At 71.7% G+C, this 17,384-nt stretch carries 13 protein-coding genes; 4 read left to right on the forward strand and 9 right to left on the reverse strand.

Annotated features, from left to right (window positions below):
- Positions 1-7: 7 nt before the first annotated feature.
- From Psi02_RS20675 to Psi02_RS20690, 4 genes are all read right to left on the reverse strand, one after another.
- On the reverse strand, positions 8-2,281 hold the full coding sequence (locus tag Psi02_RS20675; protein ID WP_203976564.1) for a serine/threonine-protein kinase: 2,274 nt from the start codon (positions 2,279-2,281) through the stop codon (positions 8-10).
- A 102-nt stretch (positions 2,282-2,383) separates the two neighbouring features.
- Positions 2,384-2,707, reverse strand: coding sequence for a hypothetical protein (locus Psi02_RS20680; protein ID WP_203976566.1), 324 nt, complete (start codon positions 2,705-2,707; stop codon positions 2,384-2,386).
- A 33-nt stretch (positions 2,708-2,740) separates the two neighbouring features.
- A complete protein-coding gene (locus Psi02_RS20685) occupies positions 2,741-3,742 on the reverse strand; it encodes an SPFH domain-containing protein (RefSeq protein ID WP_203976569.1) in 1,002 nt (333 codons plus the stop codon).
- A gap of 128 nt (positions 3,743-3,870) precedes the next feature.
- The gene (locus Psi02_RS20690; RefSeq protein WP_203976570.1) at positions 3,871-4,380 is read right to left on the reverse strand and encodes a beta-class carbonic anhydrase; all 510 of its coding nucleotides are present in this window, start codon (positions 4,378-4,380) and stop codon (positions 3,871-3,873) included.
- 175 nt (positions 4,381-4,555) lie between these two features.
- Between Psi02_RS20690 and Psi02_RS20695 the strand changes: the two genes are divergently transcribed.
- Together Psi02_RS20695 and Psi02_RS20700 are read left to right on the forward strand one after the other, a co-directional pair.
- Entirely contained in the window at positions 4,556-5,818 is a 1,263-nt protein-coding gene (locus Psi02_RS20695; RefSeq protein ID WP_203976572.1) for an acetate and sugar kinases/Hsc70/actin family protein, read from the forward strand.
- An 86-nt stretch (positions 5,819-5,904) separates the two neighbouring features.
- Positions 5,905-6,276, forward strand: coding sequence for a VOC family protein (locus tag Psi02_RS20700; protein ID WP_203976574.1), 372 nt, complete (start codon positions 5,905-5,907; stop codon positions 6,274-6,276).
- A gap of 46 nt (positions 6,277-6,322) precedes the next feature.
- Here Psi02_RS20700 and Psi02_RS20705 read toward each other — a convergent pair whose 3' ends face one another.
- On the reverse strand, positions 6,323-8,890 hold the full coding sequence (locus tag Psi02_RS20705; protein WP_203976577.1) for a DNA gyrase/topoisomerase IV subunit A: 2,568 nt from the start codon (positions 8,888-8,890) through the stop codon (positions 6,323-6,325).
- Positions 8,891-9,289: 399 nt separating this feature from the next.
- On the opposite strand from Psi02_RS20705, the gene Psi02_RS20710 reads away from it, so the two are divergent.
- Complete coding sequence (locus tag Psi02_RS20710) at positions 9,290-11,461, forward strand: Hsp70 family protein (protein WP_203976579.1); 2,172 nt, start codon at positions 9,290-9,292, stop codon at positions 11,459-11,461.
- 57 nt (positions 11,462-11,518) lie between these two features.
- On the opposite strand, the gene Psi02_RS20715 is transcribed toward Psi02_RS20710, so the two are convergent.
- From Psi02_RS20715 to Psi02_RS20725, 3 genes are read right to left on the reverse strand one after another with little or no spacing between them, the layout of a single operon-like run.
- Positions 11,519-13,399, reverse strand: coding sequence for a dynamin family protein (locus tag Psi02_RS20715; protein ID WP_203976581.1), 1,881 nt, complete (start codon positions 13,397-13,399; stop codon positions 11,519-11,521).
- Positions 13,383-15,239 (reverse strand): dynamin family protein, encoded by a 1,857-nt coding sequence (locus Psi02_RS20720; RefSeq protein ID WP_203976584.1) that lies wholly within the window; start codon positions 15,237-15,239, stop codon positions 13,383-13,385. The genes Psi02_RS20715 and Psi02_RS20720 overlap by 17 nt, the downstream gene beginning before the upstream one ends.
- Positions 15,236-15,535, reverse strand: a complete 300-nt coding sequence (locus Psi02_RS20725; protein ID WP_203976586.1) for a hypothetical protein — start codon at positions 15,533-15,535, stop codon at positions 15,236-15,238. Before Psi02_RS20725 ends, Psi02_RS20720 begins: the two co-directional genes overlap by 4 nt.
- A gap of 80 nt (positions 15,536-15,615) precedes the next feature.
- Between Psi02_RS20725 and Psi02_RS20730 the strand changes: the two genes are divergently transcribed.
- Positions 15,616-16,161, forward strand: a complete 546-nt coding sequence (locus Psi02_RS20730; protein ID WP_203976588.1) for an RNA polymerase sigma factor — start codon at positions 15,616-15,618, stop codon at positions 16,159-16,161.
- An 11-nt stretch (positions 16,162-16,172) separates the two neighbouring features.
- On the opposite strand, the gene grpE is transcribed toward Psi02_RS20730, so the two are convergent.
- Entirely contained in the window at positions 16,173-17,375 is a 1,203-nt protein-coding gene (gene grpE / locus Psi02_RS20735; RefSeq protein WP_203976589.1) for a nucleotide exchange factor GrpE, read from the reverse strand.
- Positions 17,376-17,384 lie beyond the last annotated feature (9 nt).

Genomic DNA, 17,384 nt, shown 5'->3' on the forward strand with positions numbered 1-17,384 from the left:
TCCGCGGTCATCGGGGAGGCGAGGCGAGGCTCCAGACGCGGATCATGTTGTCGCGCCCGCCGCTGACCGCGATCGGGTCTCCGGCCAGATCCCCGAAGGCGACGGACCAGATCCTGTCGTCGTGCCCCCGGAACGGAGATCCGAGAGGCCGTCCGGCTCGGAGATCCCAGACGCGGACGGTTCCGTCCTCGCCACCCGACACCGCGACGGGCGTGCCGTTCAGGTTGCCGGCGGCGAGGGCCCAGACCGGGCCGCTGTGGCCGGTGAGCGTGGGACCGGTCTGCGCCCCCGTGGAGAGGTTCCAGACCCGGACGGCCGCGTCCTGGCCGCCGGTGACGGCGTAGGTGACACCGTCGAGTTCGTAGATCGCCAGCGCGCGCACGCCCTCGCCTCCGCCCGCGGATATGGAGCGGATCTGCCGCCTGGTGATCAGGTTCCACACGCGTACGGTGCCGTCGTCGCTCGCCGTGACGGCGACGGGCGTGCCGGTCAGCGTGCCGAGGGCGATCGACCACACGGTGGCGGTGTGGCCCGAGAGCGGGTCGCCGAATGACCGATGATTCGCGACGTCCCAGACTCGGACCACCGTGTCCTGCCCGCCGCTGACGGCGATCGGCGTGCCACGGAGGTCTCCGGCGGCCGTGGCCTTGACGGGCCGCGTGTGGCCGGTGAGTCTGCCGAGCTCCGTGCGCGTGGTGATGTCCCAGATGCGCACGGTCGTGTCGTCGCTCGCGGTGACGGCGACCTGGGCGCTCCCGGCGGCCGCGAACGCAACGGATCGCACCCAGCCCGTGTGGCCTTCGAACGGGGCCCCGACCGGCGTCCCGTCGGTGAGGTCCCAGATTCTGGCCGTGTCGTCGTCGCTTCCCGTCAGGGCGACGAGGGTGCCGTCGATCCGGCCCAGGGCCACCGATCGGACGTCGTCGGAATGGCCCGCCAGCGGCTTGTACAAGGGGGTGCCGAAGGGCGGTGCCGTACGGGCGGCGCCGGACGGACTCGACGGGGTCGTGGTCGTCGGCGTCGTCGGCTCGCCGTCGTCTCCGCGGAGGAGGGACGGCAGGGTCAGAGCCGCCGCCGCGGCCACGAGCACGCCGCCTCCCGCCACCAGCACGCGGCGCCGGGACGGCCGGCCGGGCGGTGACGGCCGAGTGGGCGGGCCGGCGGGAGGCACGGGATTGGTGGCGTCTTCATCGGGCTCGGACGACCGCGTCTCGTGTCGCTCTGCGGGCCGCGGCTGAACCGAGTCGGCGCTCGGTGTCCGTGCCGGGTCCGGACCTTGGGCCGGGTCCGCGGGCTGTCTCTGCGCGGGGCCTTGTGCCCGGTCCGCGGGCTGCGTCTGCGCCGGGTCCGGGCCTGGTGCCGGGTCCGCGGCCTGCGTCTGCGCGGGGCCGGTGCTCCGGGCCTCGCCGGGGACCGGTAACGGGGCCGTCGGAGCAGGCCGGGGCGGGGCGGGCGCGATCAGGGTGGCGGCATGGCCGCTGTCACCCGTGAGCGTGCGGTGGAGCTCGGAGGCGGTCGGCCGGAGGCCGGCGTCCTTCGACAGGCAGGTGGCCAGCAGGGAACGAAGATCGTCCGGAACTCCGGAGAGATCGGGCTCGTGGTGCAGGATGGCGTTGAGCACGGCGGGAACCGTGTCGCCGGTGAACGCGCGGTGTCCTGTGGCCGCGTAGACCATGGTGGCCGCCCAGCTGAACACGTCCGACGCCTGGCTCACCGTCTCTCCGGTGAACTGCTCGGGCGACATGTAGCCGGGTGTGCCGACCGAGCCGGATCGGGTGACTGTGTGGTCGTTGGCCCGCGAGATGCCGAAGTCGATCACGACCGGCCCTTCGGGCCCGAGGATGACGTTGCCGGGCTTGAAGTCGCGGTGAACGACGCCGGCCCGGTGAATCGCGGCCAGGGCGCTCACGGTCGCCACCGCCAGGCGCTCCAGGCCGCCACCGGTTCGCGGGCCCGACTCTCTGATGACCTGGTCCAGGGACGGCCCGGGGACGTACTCGCTCACGATGTACGGCCCGTCGTCGTGGAGGCCGGCGTCCAGCACCCTCGCGGTGCAGAACGGCGCGACGCGGCGGGCGATCTCGACCTCGCGCAGGAAGCGCCTGCGCGCGTCGGAGTCATCCGCCATCCACGCGTGCAGGATCTTGATGGCGACCTTCCCCCCGGAGGGGGCGATCCCGAGATACACCACGCCCTGGCCGCCCTGGCCGAGCAGGCCTGTCAGTCGGTAACCCGCTATCTGGCCGGGTGCCCCCGGATTGAGCGGACGGGGATCCGGCACTGGCACCCCTTAGGAACTAGCCCGGCGTACGGAAAACCCTCTGATCATACGGCGTGAGCGCCGGGCGAAGCCGATGGAGAGACGGCATTCGCCCGGCGGTGATCAGGTCGACTCGATCTCCAGCGTGGTGACCCGGGAACGCGCCTCCACCATGGCCTCGCGGTAACGCTCGTCCCAGTGCGGGTCGTCGTCGGGGATGGCCCGGACGGTCTGCCTCGTGAGCTCGACCGGGCCGCGGCGGCCGGGGGCGGTCCTCTTGACGACGATCAGCGTCCACCCGTCCTCCATGACCGTGTCGACCTCCCAGCGAGGCGTGCCGGACGCGTCCCGCGCCGCCGCCCTGCGCCATCCGCGCAGGAGGATCACGAGGAGGTAGACCAGGACGGCGACCACGATCAGGGTCGCCGGGAGAGCGAACAGCCGCATCGGGTCCCGACCCCTTCGCTAGGAGTTCGACGCTTACTTGGTGGGCAGCGCGACGCCACCGGTATTGCCCGGGGCGTACACCGTGATGCCCTGCGGAAGCGCCTTGAGCTTCTCGATCTCGGCACACGTGGGGCACTTGTTGTACCCGTCCTGGCGGGCCTTGTTGGCGTCCGCCTCGGCGCGCGCCGAGGCGACCTTGGCCTGGGCCTCGGTGACCTGCGCGAAGGCGGCCTGCGCCTTGTCGACCGCCGCCTGGACCTCGGGCGGCAGGGTGACGCGGGAGAGGTTGAAGTGGATGTTGGTCAGGAACTCCGCGCCCAGCGTCGACTTGAGGTCCTCGGCGAGGCTCGTGTTCACCGCGTCCTGGATCTTCGCGATGTTCGCGTTGTTGCCCTGCTGCTGCAGGCCGCCCTGCTGGTTGCTGTTGTTCTGCACGAGGGCGCAGGAGGACACGAGTTCCGCGCAGCGGAAGGCGTTGACCTGGGTGCGCAGGTCGTTGTCGATCACTGGGCGGATGATCTGGTCGAGGAAGGCGGACCAGCCCTCGTCGCCGTCCCAGGGGGAGAAGGTGCCGCCGGCCGCACTGCGGAACTTCCGCGTGCCGAACTTGTCGTCGAACGACTTGAGCGTCGCGTGGTCGAGGTTGAGCGCGAAGTAGACCGTGCCCTCGATGCCCATGTTGACGCCGTCGCTGCTCGGGACCGTGACCACGTCGACGCCGGAGCGCTCGCCCTGCCCGGCGGTCGAGGTGATCGTGTAGAAGCGCTGCTGCGCCGGATACCGGTGGATCTGCGACCACCAGCCGATCCAGGTGACGCCCGAGGCGGGATCGATGACCTGGCGGACCTTGTTGTTGTCGAGAGGTCCGCCGTCACGGACGACGGCGACGTCGCCGCCGCTGGTCCGCTCGAAGCCGTTGAAGGCTCCGATGACGGTCGGCACCGCGAGGACGATGAGCACGATCACGATCAGTACGGCGATTCCGCGGAAGGACCGGGATCCGCCGGTCTCCTTGCGGACGGAGGTGCTGGGCATCGGCGGTTCCTTCGAACGGTCGGGGGGTCCTCGTGGACCACGGGGGGTGATCCACTCAGCTGGAGAACGTAGCAGCCGGGGCCGGGGTTCCAGCTCTCCCACGGCCCCCGCGGCGCCGAACGGAACGGTTATGGGCGCGGTGGCTCGACCAGCCGCAGCCGGCCCGTGTGGACGTCGTAGAGCGCGCCTCCGACGGTGAGGGTCCGGGGAAGGAACGGGCTCGTCATGATGCGGGTGATGTCGTGCTGGAGGGTCTCCTCCTGGTCGCGCACGGTCTGGAACTCCAGGCTCCGGGTATCGATGCCGTGCTCGGCGGCGATGAGCCGGTGGACCTCGTCGTCGGTCGACTTCGACATCCGGCAGTCGGTGTGCGGCATGACCAGGACGCGGTCGACGCCGAGGAGGTAGACCGCCAGCACCAGGGTGCGGAGCACGTCGTCCGTGACGCGGGCGCCCGCGTTGCGCAGGATCTTGGCGTCTCCCGCGTGCAACCCGAGCAGGCCGAGCGGATCGATCCGGGAGTCCATGCACGTCACCACGGCGAGCCCGCGTGTGGCACGCCCAGTCAGATCGCCGTGCGAGAACGTGCTCGCGTACTTCTCGTTGGCGGCCAGCAGATCATCAAAAGCACCGGTCATGAGGTTGATGTTCCCGCATGCCCCTTTCCTACGTTTAGTGGGGTCCGGTAGTCGGCGCGTCGGTGGGATCCGGAGTCGGCACGCCGGCGCGGAAGCGGTCTGTAGCGGCCGGGCGGAGCGCGCCGATATATCAGGCGTCCGGCTCGTTGGATCGCCGTGAGACTCAGGGAGAGTCGTGACGGATCTCGTTTACGGAATCGAGTTCGGCGCCACGCGTTCGGCCCTCGTGGTCGGTGAGGCGCACGGAAGTTACACCGGGGTCGGCGATCCCGAGCCGATCGAGAACGAGATCCCCGCCCGCGTCCTCGGCCTGCTCCGCGTCCGGGCCCAGGCGCGGGTCCCGGGAACGCCGGCGATGGTGGTGGTCGCCGTCCCGGCGTCGTGGGACGCCCAGCGGCGCGGCCAGATGGTGGAGTCCGCCGTGGCCGCCGGATTCGACCGGACCAAAGTCCGCGTCGAGACCTCCGACGCCGCGGTCGCCGCCCTCGGTGCGGGTCCCGGCGGGACACCGGACGATGCGGAGGCGGTGGCGCGCGGCGCGGCGATCCTGGCCAGGACCCGGCTGGAGGAGTTCTCCCCGACTCTGCCCGGCGCCGGGCTTCCGCCGTACTCGCAGGCGGAACCGGCGCAGCCGGTGTCCGCCCGGCTGCCTCCCGCGTCCGATTTCCTGGCAGGCGGCTCCGCCCCGTCCCCGTCTCTGCCCCCGGCCCCGGCCCCGTCCGCCTTCGCGACGACGGGGACCCGCAGGCTTCCCGTCGTGGTGTCCGTGGTGGCTGGGGTCGCCGTCATCGGGCTTGTGGTCGGCATAGCGGCGGCCAAGAGCGGCTCGTCGCCGGACCCGTCCACCAGTCCGTCGTCGAGCTCGTCGGCCTCGCCGTCGGAGTCGCCGTCGGAGTCGCCCTCGGAATCCGAGTCGCCGTCCCCGTACGAATCTCCTTCCTCCGACGGGCTGACCGTGGTCGACCCGTCTCCCACTCCGGAGTACGACTACGGCCAGGAGCAGGCGGAGGCGATCGACGACCTCCTCGACGAAAGCGCCTCCTCACGCTCCGACCTGGCCGCGGCCATCAGCGACCTGTCGGCCTGCCGGGACATGGACAGCGCGCTCGGCACGCTGTCGAGCATCGGCGAGGCCCGCGACAGCCAGGCGAGCAGTGCCGACGACCTGGAGGTCGACGCGCTCGACGGCGGAGAGTCCTTGCAGGAGTACCTGGTCGCGTTTCTGGAGGCCTCCGGCGACGCCGACGACTCGTTCTACGATGCGGGCCAGTCGTACCAGGACGACGACTGCAGCGGCAGCATCACGGACTACTCGTCCTACGACGACGGCGTCTCCTATTCCGAGGACGCCGGCGACGCGAAGGGCGACTTCGTCGACCTGTGGAATCCGGTGGCCGAGACGTACGGCCTGTCCACCCGCACCCGGGACGAGATCTGAGAACTCGCGAGGCATTTCCCGGCACACCGGCACCGGGCGGAATCCCGGTATAGGGTCTTCGACCGGTGAACCGAAGGAGGTGGGCGATGAGCGGGATCGCACGGATGCGCTCGATCGTGCTGGACTGCCCGGACCCGAAGGCGCTGGCGGACTTCTACGCCGCGCTGGTGGGCTGGAAGATCGTCTGGTCCGACGACGAATGGATCACGGTGTCCGACGGCGGGCCGATCCGCCTGTGCTTCCAGCGGGCTCCCGATCACAAGCCGCCGGTCTGGCCCGGCTCCGAGCATCCGCAGCAGTTCCACATCGACGTGACCGTCGACGACCTGGCCGAGGCCGAGACCGAGGTGCTGGCCCTCGGGGCCGTCAAGCACACTCACCAGCCCGGCGTCGACGACGGTTTCACCGTATTCCTCGACCCAGCGGGTCACCCGTTCTGCCTCTGCGTCGACGACTGACCCGCGCGCCGGTCTAGAAGATCGGCGCCGCCTCCCCCTGGCCGTCCTACGCGCCGTCCAGGGGCGAGCCGTCGGCGCCCGCACCGTCGTCGGCGCCCGCACCGTCAGAACCCGAGCCGTCAGCGTACGGGCCGTCGGAGTCCGTGGAACCCGCGCCGTCAGGCCCGGCTCCGAGTGCGCCGCCGATCGCCGCGACGCCGTGCAGCAGTCGCACGCCCGAGCCGTCCCTGCGCCCGAGTTCCTCGGGCAGCGGGACGGGCTTGCCCGTAGAGGACACGGCCTTGGCCGGTGCGGGACCCGCCCAGGCGAGCAGGATCGTGTCCTCGCCCTTCAGGAACCGCTGGGCGCGGACGCCTCCGGTCGCGCGGCCCTTGGCCGGAAACTCCGCGTAGTCCGACATCTTGCCCGCGCCCGTCTGGGTGCCGGCGAGGGCCGTCGACGAGCCCGCGATCGTCACGACCCGTGCCTCCTGCGCCGGATCGACCGACCCGAACCAGACGACCCGCGCGTCGTCCTCCAGGCGGATTCCCGCCATGCCGCCCGCCGGACGGCCCTGCGGCCGCACATGGGACGCCGAGAAGCGGAGCATCTGGGCGTCGGAGGTGATGAAGACGAGGTCGTGATCGGCGGAGGTCAGCTCGACGGCGCCCACGACGGTGTCGCCCTCGCGCAGGCCGATGACCTCGAAGTCGTCGCGGTTGACCGGATAGTCGGACACGACCCGCTTGACCACGCCCTGGGCCGTGCCGACCACGAGACCCGGACCGCCGACGTCGATCCCGCCGAGTCCGACGACGTGCTCGCCCGGCTCGAGCGTGACGTATTCGGACACGGGATGCCCACCCGCCAGGGAGGGCGGGTTCGCCGAAGGAGGCAGCGCGGGCAGGTCCAGCACGGAGACGCGGATCATGCGTCCCTGCGACGTGACCGCCCCCACCTCGCCGCGGATCGTCGCGCGGACGACGGAGACCAGGACGTCGTGTTGCGTCCGCTCACCCTCGCCCCCGATGGGGGAGGCGTCGGCCGTACGGGCGAGCAGGCCGGTCGAGGAGAGCAGCACGAGGCACGGGTCGTCGGCCACCTCCAGCGGAACGGCGGCCGTCCTGACGACGTTCGACGACTCCAGCAGCACGGTCCTGCGCGGCGTGGAGTAGGTCTTGGCGATCTCGGCGAGCTCGCCCGAGACGACGGCGCGCAGACGGTCCTCCGAGGACAGGATCGCGGTGAGCTCGGCGATCTCGGTCTGGAGGGTCTCCTTCTCCCGGTCGAGCTCCAGCTTGTCGTAGCGGGTGAGACGGCGCAGCGGGGTGTCGAGGATGTAGTTGGCCTGGATCTCGCTCAGGTCGAAGACCTCGATGAGCCGGGCCCGTGCCTGGGCCGAGTCGTCCGAGGTGCGGATGACCTGGATGACCTCGTCGATGTTCAGCAGCGCGATGATGAGGCCGTCCACCAGGTGGAGGCGCTCCTCCCGCTTGCGGCGGCGGAAGGCCGAGCGCCTGCGCACCACCTCGAGGCGGTGGTCGACGTAGACCGTCAGCAGCTCGCGCAGGCCCAGCGTCCGGGGCTGGCCGTCGACGAGCGCGACGTTGTTGATGCCGAAGGTCTCCTCCATCGGCGTCAGCCGGTAGAGCTCGTCGAGGATGGCCTCGGGGTTGAACCCGTTCTTGACCTCGATGACCAGCTGCAGGCCCTTGTGGCGGTCGGTGAGGTCCTTGAGGTCGGCGATCCCGGTGAGCTTCTTGGCGGTCACCAGCTCCTTGATCTTGGTGACCACCCGCTCGGGGCCGACGTTGTACGGAAGCTCGGTGACGACGATGCCCTTGCGCCGCGGCGTCACGTTCTCGATCGTCGCCTTGGCCCGCATGCGGAAGGTGCCGCGGCCGTTCTCGTAGGCGTCCCTGATGCCGCCGAGGCCGATGACCAGGCCGCCGGTGGGCAGGTCGGGCCCGGGGATGAAGCGCATCAGCTCGTCGAGCGTCGCGCCCGGGTGCTTGATGAGGTGCCGTGCCGCCGCGATGACCTCGCCGAGGTTGTGCGGCGCCATGTTGGTGGCCATCCCGACCGCGATACCGGTGGCGCCGTTGACCAGCAGGTTGGGGAACGCCGAGGGCATGACCCCGGGCTCGGTCTCCTGGCCGTCGTAGTTGGGCCGGAAGTCGACGGTCTCCTCGTCGATCGACTGGACCATGAGCATGGCCGCGGGGGCGAGCCGGGCCTCGGTGTACCGCATCGCCGCGGGGGAGTCGTCGGGCGAGCCGAAGTTGCCGTGCCCGTCGACCAGGGGCAGCCGCATCGAGAACGGCTGGGCCATCCGCACGAGCGCGTCGTAGATGGCGCCGTCGCCGTGCGGGTGGAGCTTGCCCATCACCTCGCCGACGACCCGGGACGACTTCACGTGGCCGCGGTCCGGACGCAGGCCCAGTTCGCTCATCGAGTAGAGGATGCGGCGCTGGACCGGCTTCAGTCCGTCACGGGCGTCAGGGAGGGCGCGCTGGTAGATGACCGAGTACGCGTACTCCAGGAAGCTCGTCCGCATCTCCGCGGATACGTCGATGTCGACGATCCGCTCCTCGAACTCCTCGTCGGGCGTGGGTGTGGTCGTGCGTCGGGCCATATCGAACATTGTGCCGATGTCCAGGCGTGGTCGCGACTTGGCCAGGGTTCCTGCCCGATTTGGTGCTGCTTGTGCCGGGGTGGGAGGGGCTCGCGTCAAGGCGGGAGGCGGCCTTCGCCAAGGAGGTCACGTTCGTCCCGGAGGGAGCGGATCTCACATTCCGTGCCCGGGACATCATTTCAGCAACATTCATTGCGAACCTCGGGGAAAAGGGCGACCATCCACTTCAGTACTTGTGGGATATGGGTGGGGGAGCCTCGAATGGCTTTGTGGTGCCTGGGAGTCGATCTAGGTACGAGTTTCTCCGCTGGAGCGATCGCAACGGACGACCGTATAGAAATCCTGGAAATAGGGGGAGAAAAGCGGATACCGTCCACAATTCTGCTTAATGAACAGGGCGTGCTGGTCGCCGGGCGCGTCGCGCAGCGGTCGATGGCGCGGTATCCCGAGCGGGTGGAGCGCAATCCGAAGCGGTACGTCGGCAAGAAGACGATGCTCCTGGGCGGGGTGCCCGTCGACGTCGGGGACGCGCTGGCCGCCCTTCTCGGCCTGTTCGTGAGCGAGGGCCGGGTGCGCTTCAACGGGTCCATGCCGTCCTGTGTCGTGCTGACCTGCCCGGTCGCCTGGCGCGATGATCGCAGGGACGTCCTCAGGGCGGCCGGCGAGGCCGTCGTGCCGGACGCGCGGATCGTGCTCGTCGAGGAACCCGTGGCCGCCGCCCTCCACTACGCCTCCACGCATCGGGTGAACGGCGGGAAGCGGGTCGCCGTCTACGACCTCGGCGGGGGGACGTTCGACGCCGCGGTCCTCGCCGCCGACGGCGACGACTTCAAGGTCATCGGCGAGCCCGGCGGTGACGACGCGATCGGCGGCGAGGTCTTCGACGAGCAGGTCTACGGCTTCTTCGGCGAGCAGTTGGAACGGACGCGGCCCGAGTTCTTCGCCGACGTGACCGGCAACCCCGACAGGCGGTTCCTGGCCGCCGCGGCCGACCTCCTGGAGGAGGCGCGGATCGCCAAGGAGACGTTGTCGGCGTACGGCACCGCGAGCCAGTACATCGCCGGCGCGGACGTGGACGTCACCATCACGAAGGACGATCTGGACGGGCTGGTGAAGGCCGACGTCACGCGTACGGCCGACCTGCTCGACGAGACCCTGGAACGTGCCAAGGTGACCGCGGCCGACCTCGCCGGGATCTTCCTGACGGGCGGCGCCAGCCGGATGCCGCTCGTCCACGCCACCCTGCGCGAACGCCATGGAGAGCTGGTCCACACCTCCGACGATCCCAAGATCGTCGTCGCTCTGGGCGCCGCCCGCCTCGCGTGGAAGCTGAAGTCCGACAACGAGAACCACATCGTCCCCGTCATGGAGGGCGTGATCGACGTCGCCGCGAGCGCGGCGGGCGTCTACGCCCTGTGCGCGGGCGAGGCGGGCCGACACGTGTTGCGGCGCATCGACGTCGCCGCCGGGCAGGCCGACCGCGAGTTGCAGTTCGGCGAGGTCGTCGACTGGGCGGTGTCGGGCGAGGGCGTCGTGGTGGCGGATCGGGCGCCGGACGGCGTACGGCTGCGGACGCTGACGCCTGAGCTCACCATCCGTTCGGGCCAGTTGCTCCCGCCCGGCAGCGAGCCGCGGGTGCTGGCCCGCGACGCGGCCGGATGGGCCTTCTTCCAGCCCCGGCGGCCCACGCTGGTGAACAACGCGATCGGCCTGCCCTGGGGGGAGACCGGATCCCTGTCCGTCATCGAGGTGAGCCTGGGCGGCTTCTTCGCACAGGAGGCGCCTCCGGTGCCCCTGGGCAACACCGCCCAGTGGTTCGTGAACGAGGACAACAGCCAGCGGCGGCTGCTCGACCAGGACAGCCCGACGGGCGGTGGCGCCGCGCTCGCCGTGGGATCGTCGGGGTGCGTCGTGGTGCTCGGCCAGTTCAAGTCGAAGAAGGGCGTCTTCGGCGGCGCTCACCAGAACTTCGTCCCCTGGCAGGTCCTCTGCCTGGTGGAACCCGGCGGCAAGATCAGCCGTATCGAGCGCCGGTCGCCCAACTGGCTCCAGCAGGTCGTGCTGCACGACGGCAAATGGTTCATCTCCACCAACGCCGGGCTGGAGATCGACGCCTCCCCCGCCCCGCCCCAGGTGATCGTCCCGCGGCAGCGGGCCGGGGCCCTGCGGTGGTTCCCCGCGGGCACGGAGATGTACGCCGTCGGGATGGACACGGTCGTACCGGCGCGGGGCTGGTCCGTCCTGCACTACGACGCGGAGAGCGGAAGCGCCCGCGTGCTCGCGCAGAACGACCGCGAATGCCTGCTGGGGCACCTGACCTCCCGCGCCCCGCTGGAGCGCCCCCGGGTCATCTCCGACGGAGACTCGCTCTGGATGGCGGTCTCGGGTGAGGGCGGCACCTCGCGCATCCTGCATGTCACACCCTCGGGCGCCACTGAGGTGTTCCGCGCGCCGGGATGGGTCGAGCCGGTGGCCAAGGTCCCCTACGGCCTGCTCTGCCTGCACCTGCCCGACACCCCGCCCGGCGTGAGCCGTCCCTTCGTCACCCGGTTGGTGCGCATCGCCGTGTAGGAGCCGCCGACGGCCGTACAGAACGGGCGGGGAACGGCGAGCCCGCCAAAGGCGGTCCTAAGCGGGCGGCGCGTTCATCGCGTTGACGGCGGCGGCGATCTCCGCGCGCAGCTCAGCCGCCCGCCGGCTGAGCGCCGTGATCGTCTCGAGGCGCTCGCTGCCCGACGCGCGGGCCCGGTCCCTGCCGGCCGGGTCCCCGGCCGCCGCCGACCTGAGCTCCGCCCGGCGCGCCTCCAGTTCACGGCGCTGCTTGGCCAGCGCCTCGTCGGCCGTCTGCTCCACCGCCGTGCGCCAGCCCGCCACTTCTCGCTGCAGCGCGAGCGCGAGCTCGCCGGAGGCCTGCGCGAACTGCTCGGCCAGCAGGCGCCGCAGCGAGGCCTGGTTCCGCTGGACCTCGTCCCAGCCCCGGCGCCGGGCGATCACCGCCGCCGCCAGCACCGGGCCGACCACGAACCCCACAGGCGTGAGGTGCGCGAGCATGAGCCCGATCGAGGCCGCCATCGAGGCGGCGGGGACGCCCTCGCGGAAGAAGTCGAACCGCGTGGGCGCGGACGGCTCGATCCGCAGGTCGCGCGCCCGTACGGCGGGCATCGCGACCCGGGCGAGGTCCATCTCGGCCGGGGCGAGGCCCAGGGACGCGAGGAACTCGTTGAGCGCCTGGGTGGTCAGCGTGTGCGCCTCGTCGAGGATCTCGTCCCAGGCGGCCTGGAGGGAGCGTTCCACGCTGTCGGGAAGCTGGTCGAGGTAGCGGTCGATCTTCGCCCGGGAGTCCAGCTCGCTGATCGCCTCCTCGTACGGCCGCCGGATCTCGGCCAGACGGGCCCGGACGAGCCCGGCGACCTCCTGCCCGAGGAACTGGTTGCCCGCGCCGAGCCTGCGGCGCTCGCGGGCCGTCGTGGCGAGCTCGGCCAGGGCCTTCTCGACGTCGGCCAGCCGGCTCGCGGGCTCGGTCCCGTCGTCGGACCCGGCGGCGACCCGGTCCTGGGCGACGGCGGCGAGCGCCGACAACACCGAGGTCGCGGCCGAGAGCACGGTGGCGCTCCTGGCGAGCTCGCGCGCACCCGCGCAGCCGCGGATGTAGTCCTCCAGCGCCGCCATCCCACTGCGGACGCGCAGCGCGTCGGCGCGCTCCGCGTCCCCCATGGACAGCAGCGCCGCCGACGCCTCATGGAGCTTCGCGCTGACGGGCAGCCAGGGCGCGTCGAGCAGGTGCCGCAGCCGCTCTCCTGGCCCTCCTGATTCGCCCGGCTCGCCGACGAAGGCCGCCAGGCGGGCGCGGTTCTCCGCGAGGAGGCTTTGCCAGTTGGCGCTGTCCTCCACCTTGGTGAGGACGAACGCGACGGCCTGCACGCGCTCCGCGGCCTCGGCGAGGAACTCCAGCTCGTGCCGGAGCACGGGCTGGTCCTGGGCGCTGAGGGTGAACAGCAGCGCGTCGGCGCGCTGGAGCGTCGCGACGGTCACCTGGCGGTGCCCGACGGTGAGGCTGTCCACGCCGGGGGTGTCGAGTAGGCGCACGCCCCGCAGCAGCGGGTGGTTCATCGTGACGTCGACGCTCACCACGTCCCGCCGCCGTGACGGGTCGCCGGCCATCGACGCGTAGTCGGTGAGCTGCCCGGGGTCGATGGGGAAGCTCCCCGCGACCTGGTCGGTGACGACGGCGGTCAGCGCGGGCCCGTACCGCAGGGCCAGGCAGCAGTTGGTCGCCACGTCGGCGTCGACGGGGAGCAGCCCCGGCCGGCCGAGCATCGAGTTGATCAGGCGGCTCTTGCCGCGTTTTTGCGCCCCGGCGACCACGATGGTCGTCTCGTCCTCCTTCCAGCGCGCCGCCACCTTGGCGAGGATCTCCGACAGGTCCTCGCGGCCGTGCCGCCTGGCCAGGGTGTTCACCTCGTTGGCGAGCCGCAGCACCTGGTTGACGGATTCAGCGGTGGTCGGCATGTCCGGGATCCTCCTGGGCGGGCCGCGCGCCGGAGAGCGCGATGGCGGCGAAGGTGTCGCACACGGTCTCCGCGGCCCGCCGTACCCGCCGCGGCAGCGGGCGGTGCAGGAGCGAGCGGAACCGCGCGCTCAGGGCGGCGGCCAGGGCGGCGACGTCCTGGGATGCCGTGCCCGCGGGAGCCCCGACCTGGGTGGCGCCCTCGTCACCCTCCATGAGGTGGTCGAGGGCCGTCCGGTCCTCCGGGGTGATCAGGGGTGACGCACGCAGCAGCCGTACGGCGTCGCCGTCCACGGGCACGGCGGGAACCGCGGGCACGCGCACGGGCGGAGCGGGAGCGTCCGCCGTCGAAGGGGCCGACGCCAGGTCCTCCAGCACACGCAGGACGTCATGGGCCCGCTGGCCGCCCACCCTGCCCTCGGCCATCGTCGCGAGCCCTCGCCAGCGGGCGGACGCCGTCCGGGCGGCCTCCGAGACCTCCTGCGGGGACGCGCCCGGCGCCAGTCCCAGCTGCGCCGCGGGGTCGTCCGAGCGGGCCAGCCGGAGCAACTCCGCCTGCGCCGGCTCGTCGAGCACGAGCCGGCCGCGGCTCATCGCCTCCACCGCCGCGAAGATCCGCAGTCCGCCGAGCCCCGCCGCGATCGGCCGGGTCTCGTCGAGCTCGGCCGCCAGCGCGTCGAGCGTCGTACGGTCCGAGCCGAACGCCGTGGCGCGGGCCAGCCGGCGGAGCTGGTTGATCCCGTCCAGGGCCTTGAGCTGGCCGGCCCTGCGGGCGAAGTGCGTGATTCCGGCGGCGACCGTACGGCCAGGCGGGGGCGAGCCCGCCCCGAAGCCCGAGCGCTCCAGCAGGACGCGGCCGAGCGACTCCGGGTCGGCGGCCCGCCCGCTCCTGAGTGCGGAGACGGCGGCGCGGATGCCGTACCGGTGAAGCCGCCTGACCAGACGGCGTCCCGTCTCGGCGGGGACGGGGGAGTAGGGCGAGCCGGCGAAGTCGTTGAGGTCGAGCAGCAGGTAGTCGAGCTTGTGCTCGTCGAGCGCGGCCAGCGCGGTCAGCGCCTCGATGTCCCCGTCGCCGACGACGGGCGTCCGCGCGGTCTCCGCGAGCAGCCCGATCACCGGGACCACGTCGTACACCGCCGTGCGCAGGTCCGCGTACGCCCGTGCGGCCAGTCTCCGGGCGGTCGGCCACGGATCGTCCTCGTCGCCCCGCCGGTCGATCTGGCTCAGCACGGCCAGCGTGTTGACGCACGTCATGCCGCACGCCTCGGTCAAGTTCCTGAACTCGGTGAGGATGTCGTCGTCGAACCGCTGCACGTAGCGCAGGACGTAGATCAGCGCCTGGGCTCTGTCGTCGTCCTCGGCGGTGCCGAACAACATCCGCCGCGCCGCACGCTCGTTCCCGGCGGTGAGCGTGTTCATCCCCGGCGTGTCCACGACGGTGACGGCGCGCAACGCCTCCGCGGAGAGCCGGACGCGGGCACGGACGATCTCGGCCACGGGTGCGCCGAGGTCGGCGGGCAGCCGGTCGTCCGGCTCCAGCCGCGACACCATGACGCGGCCGTCGCCGAGCTCGACCTCGATGCGGCCGTGGTCGGCGCCGTACTCGTACTGGGTGACGAACGGCGTGCACTCACCGGGGGCGACCAGCGCGACGGGGTAGCCGAGGAGCGCGTTGACCAGCGTGGACTTGCCGCTGCTCACCGACCCGGCCACCGCCACCTTCAGCGGCGCGTCGAGCCGTGACCGCACCTGGGCGACCTTCTCCCGCAGGCCGGGATCGGCCAGCTTGGCGGTCGTGGCGTCGCACAGCTCCCTGAGCCGGTCGCTGGGGTCCGGCGTCATCCGTGCCCGTCCCCGTCTCCGGAGTAGCCGTCGTGGGGGTGATGGTGTTCGTGCCACGCGGCGGGGTCGTCGTGGGAGAACTCCGCGCCGGGATCCCAGTAAGCGGATTCGGGGGGCTCGGAGGCGAAGGGATCATATTCGACTGGATCGAAATGGCCATCTTCGGGTGAATTGACGGTTTCATCGAACATTGCGGTGCTTTCTTCCTCGGTCGGAGAAAGGACCGGGTCGTAAAGCAGACGCTGGAACTCCATTAGCTCCGCACCGTCGAGATCATGATTACGGTCGAATATCATGCCCGCTTATCCCCTGCCGGTGCGGCGTTCCACGTGATCTCATCGTGGCAGATTTCCGGACCTGGGGAGGTCGTCAGCGGATGTCTGCCCCCACAGTCGGCGACGACGAGAACATCCTTCTTCCGGCCGCGCGCGCGGGAGACGCGGAGGCCTTCCGGCTCCTGTGGGCTCCCCTCGAGCGCAGGGCGTTCGGCCTCTGCCTGCACCTCACGGATAACCGGGCGGACGCGCTCGACGCGCTCCAGGAGACCCAGATCGCCGTGTGGCGCAACCTCGACCGCTTCGAGGGCCGGGCGCCGTTCGCCGCCTGGGTCATGGTGATCGCGCGCAACTCCGCCCGTTCGGTGGTGCGGCGGGTCAGGGCGGCGCGCGAGGACCTGCTCTTCCCCGAGGCCGCGGAGCCGGAGGCCGTGGAGAGCGGTTTCGACGAGACCGTCGCGGGGCTGGTCGACCTGCGCCGCGCGCTGGCCACGCTCCCCGAGACGCACAAGGAGGCCCTGCTGCTGTGGGCGGGCGGGCTCACCTACGAGCAGACGGCGGCGGCGCTCCAGGTCCCGCTGAACACGGTCAGGATCTGGATCTTCCGGGCGCGCAAGGCACTGCGGGAGACGCTCGGGCAGCCGTGAGCTCCGGCGCATCAGGGCTCCAGCCGGTAGACGGCCACCCTTGGCACACGCACGACGCGGTCGCCGTCGACGTATCCGGGGCGTTCGGTGCTCGCGACGACGTCCCGGAGGCGGGGGTCGGCCGTCGGGACGACCTCGACCGCTTCGTGCACGCGCCCGTCGAACGGCTGCCCGTCGGCCCGGATCTCGTGGACCCCGGCCGTTCCGAGAGCGTCCAGGAGACGGGCCGCCAGGAACGGATGCCGCTCGCTGAGCTGGTCCCGGAACCGGATGCAGGCGTCCACGAGGGCGTCCCTGCCGGGCTCGGAGGCGAGCAGCCGGTCGATCTGCTGCGCCAAGGCCTCGCTCACCCTTCCGTCCGCGACCTCCCGCAGAGATCCTGCGAGATGACCGAGCCCGCCGGGCGCGGCCGTCCAGGAGGGCGTTCCCATTGCCGCGGCCGTTCCCGGGGGCGCCGACGCGGGTGAGCCTGCCGCCCATGCGGACGCGACGGGGGCGGGCCCTCCGGAATGGGACGGCTGGACGGTGGGCACTCCTGGAGGCCAGGTCTCCATCCGCGGCTCCCGCCGCCCGCGCGTGACGAAGACCGCGCCCACCGCGACCCCGCCGACGAGCAGGACGAGGGCGAGCCCGCCAAGCAGCCAGCCTCCTGAGGAGCCGCTGGGCGTCACCGGCACAGGGGTGGTGATCCGGGTCGTCACGGGCGCCGGTTTCGTGGCGTCGGAGGTCGGCGGGGTGACGCGCGGGGTCGCGCCCTTGCCGGGCTTGACCGGCCCGCCACCCTTCGCGGGGCTCTTGGTGGACTCCGGCTTCCTGGTCTTCTCCCCGGCTCCCTGCCCGGGCCCGTCGGTCGTCTTGGGCCTCACCGTGACTTTGGAATCGGAGGTCACCGGGGGAGGCTCGACCGGGGCGGCCGCTCCGGCCACGCTCAGGGGAGTGATCCCACGGAGCTTCCCAGGGGTCGCCGCGGCCTGGTCCGCCGATGCGGGGTCACCTGCCGGCTCCGTCGCCCTCTCCGGAGTGGTGACGACGGCCACCGGCTCCGTGTTGGCGGCCCGTTCCGTCTGCGTTCCTCCTGATCCGCAACCGGCGAGGACGACGACGATCAGCAGCAGGCCGGGCCCTGCGAGGTGACGGCGTCCGATCGCCGGTGACGATGACGTCGCCGCTCGGGGGCCTCGCCGGCCCCGGTGACCGGGTCGAGTGGGGTTCATGCCCTTGTC

Origin of the sequence: Planotetraspora silvatica (genome assembly GCF_016863315.1) — a bacterium.
Taxonomy (GTDB): domain Bacteria; phylum Actinomycetota; class Actinomycetes; order Streptosporangiales; family Streptosporangiaceae; genus Planotetraspora; species Planotetraspora silvatica.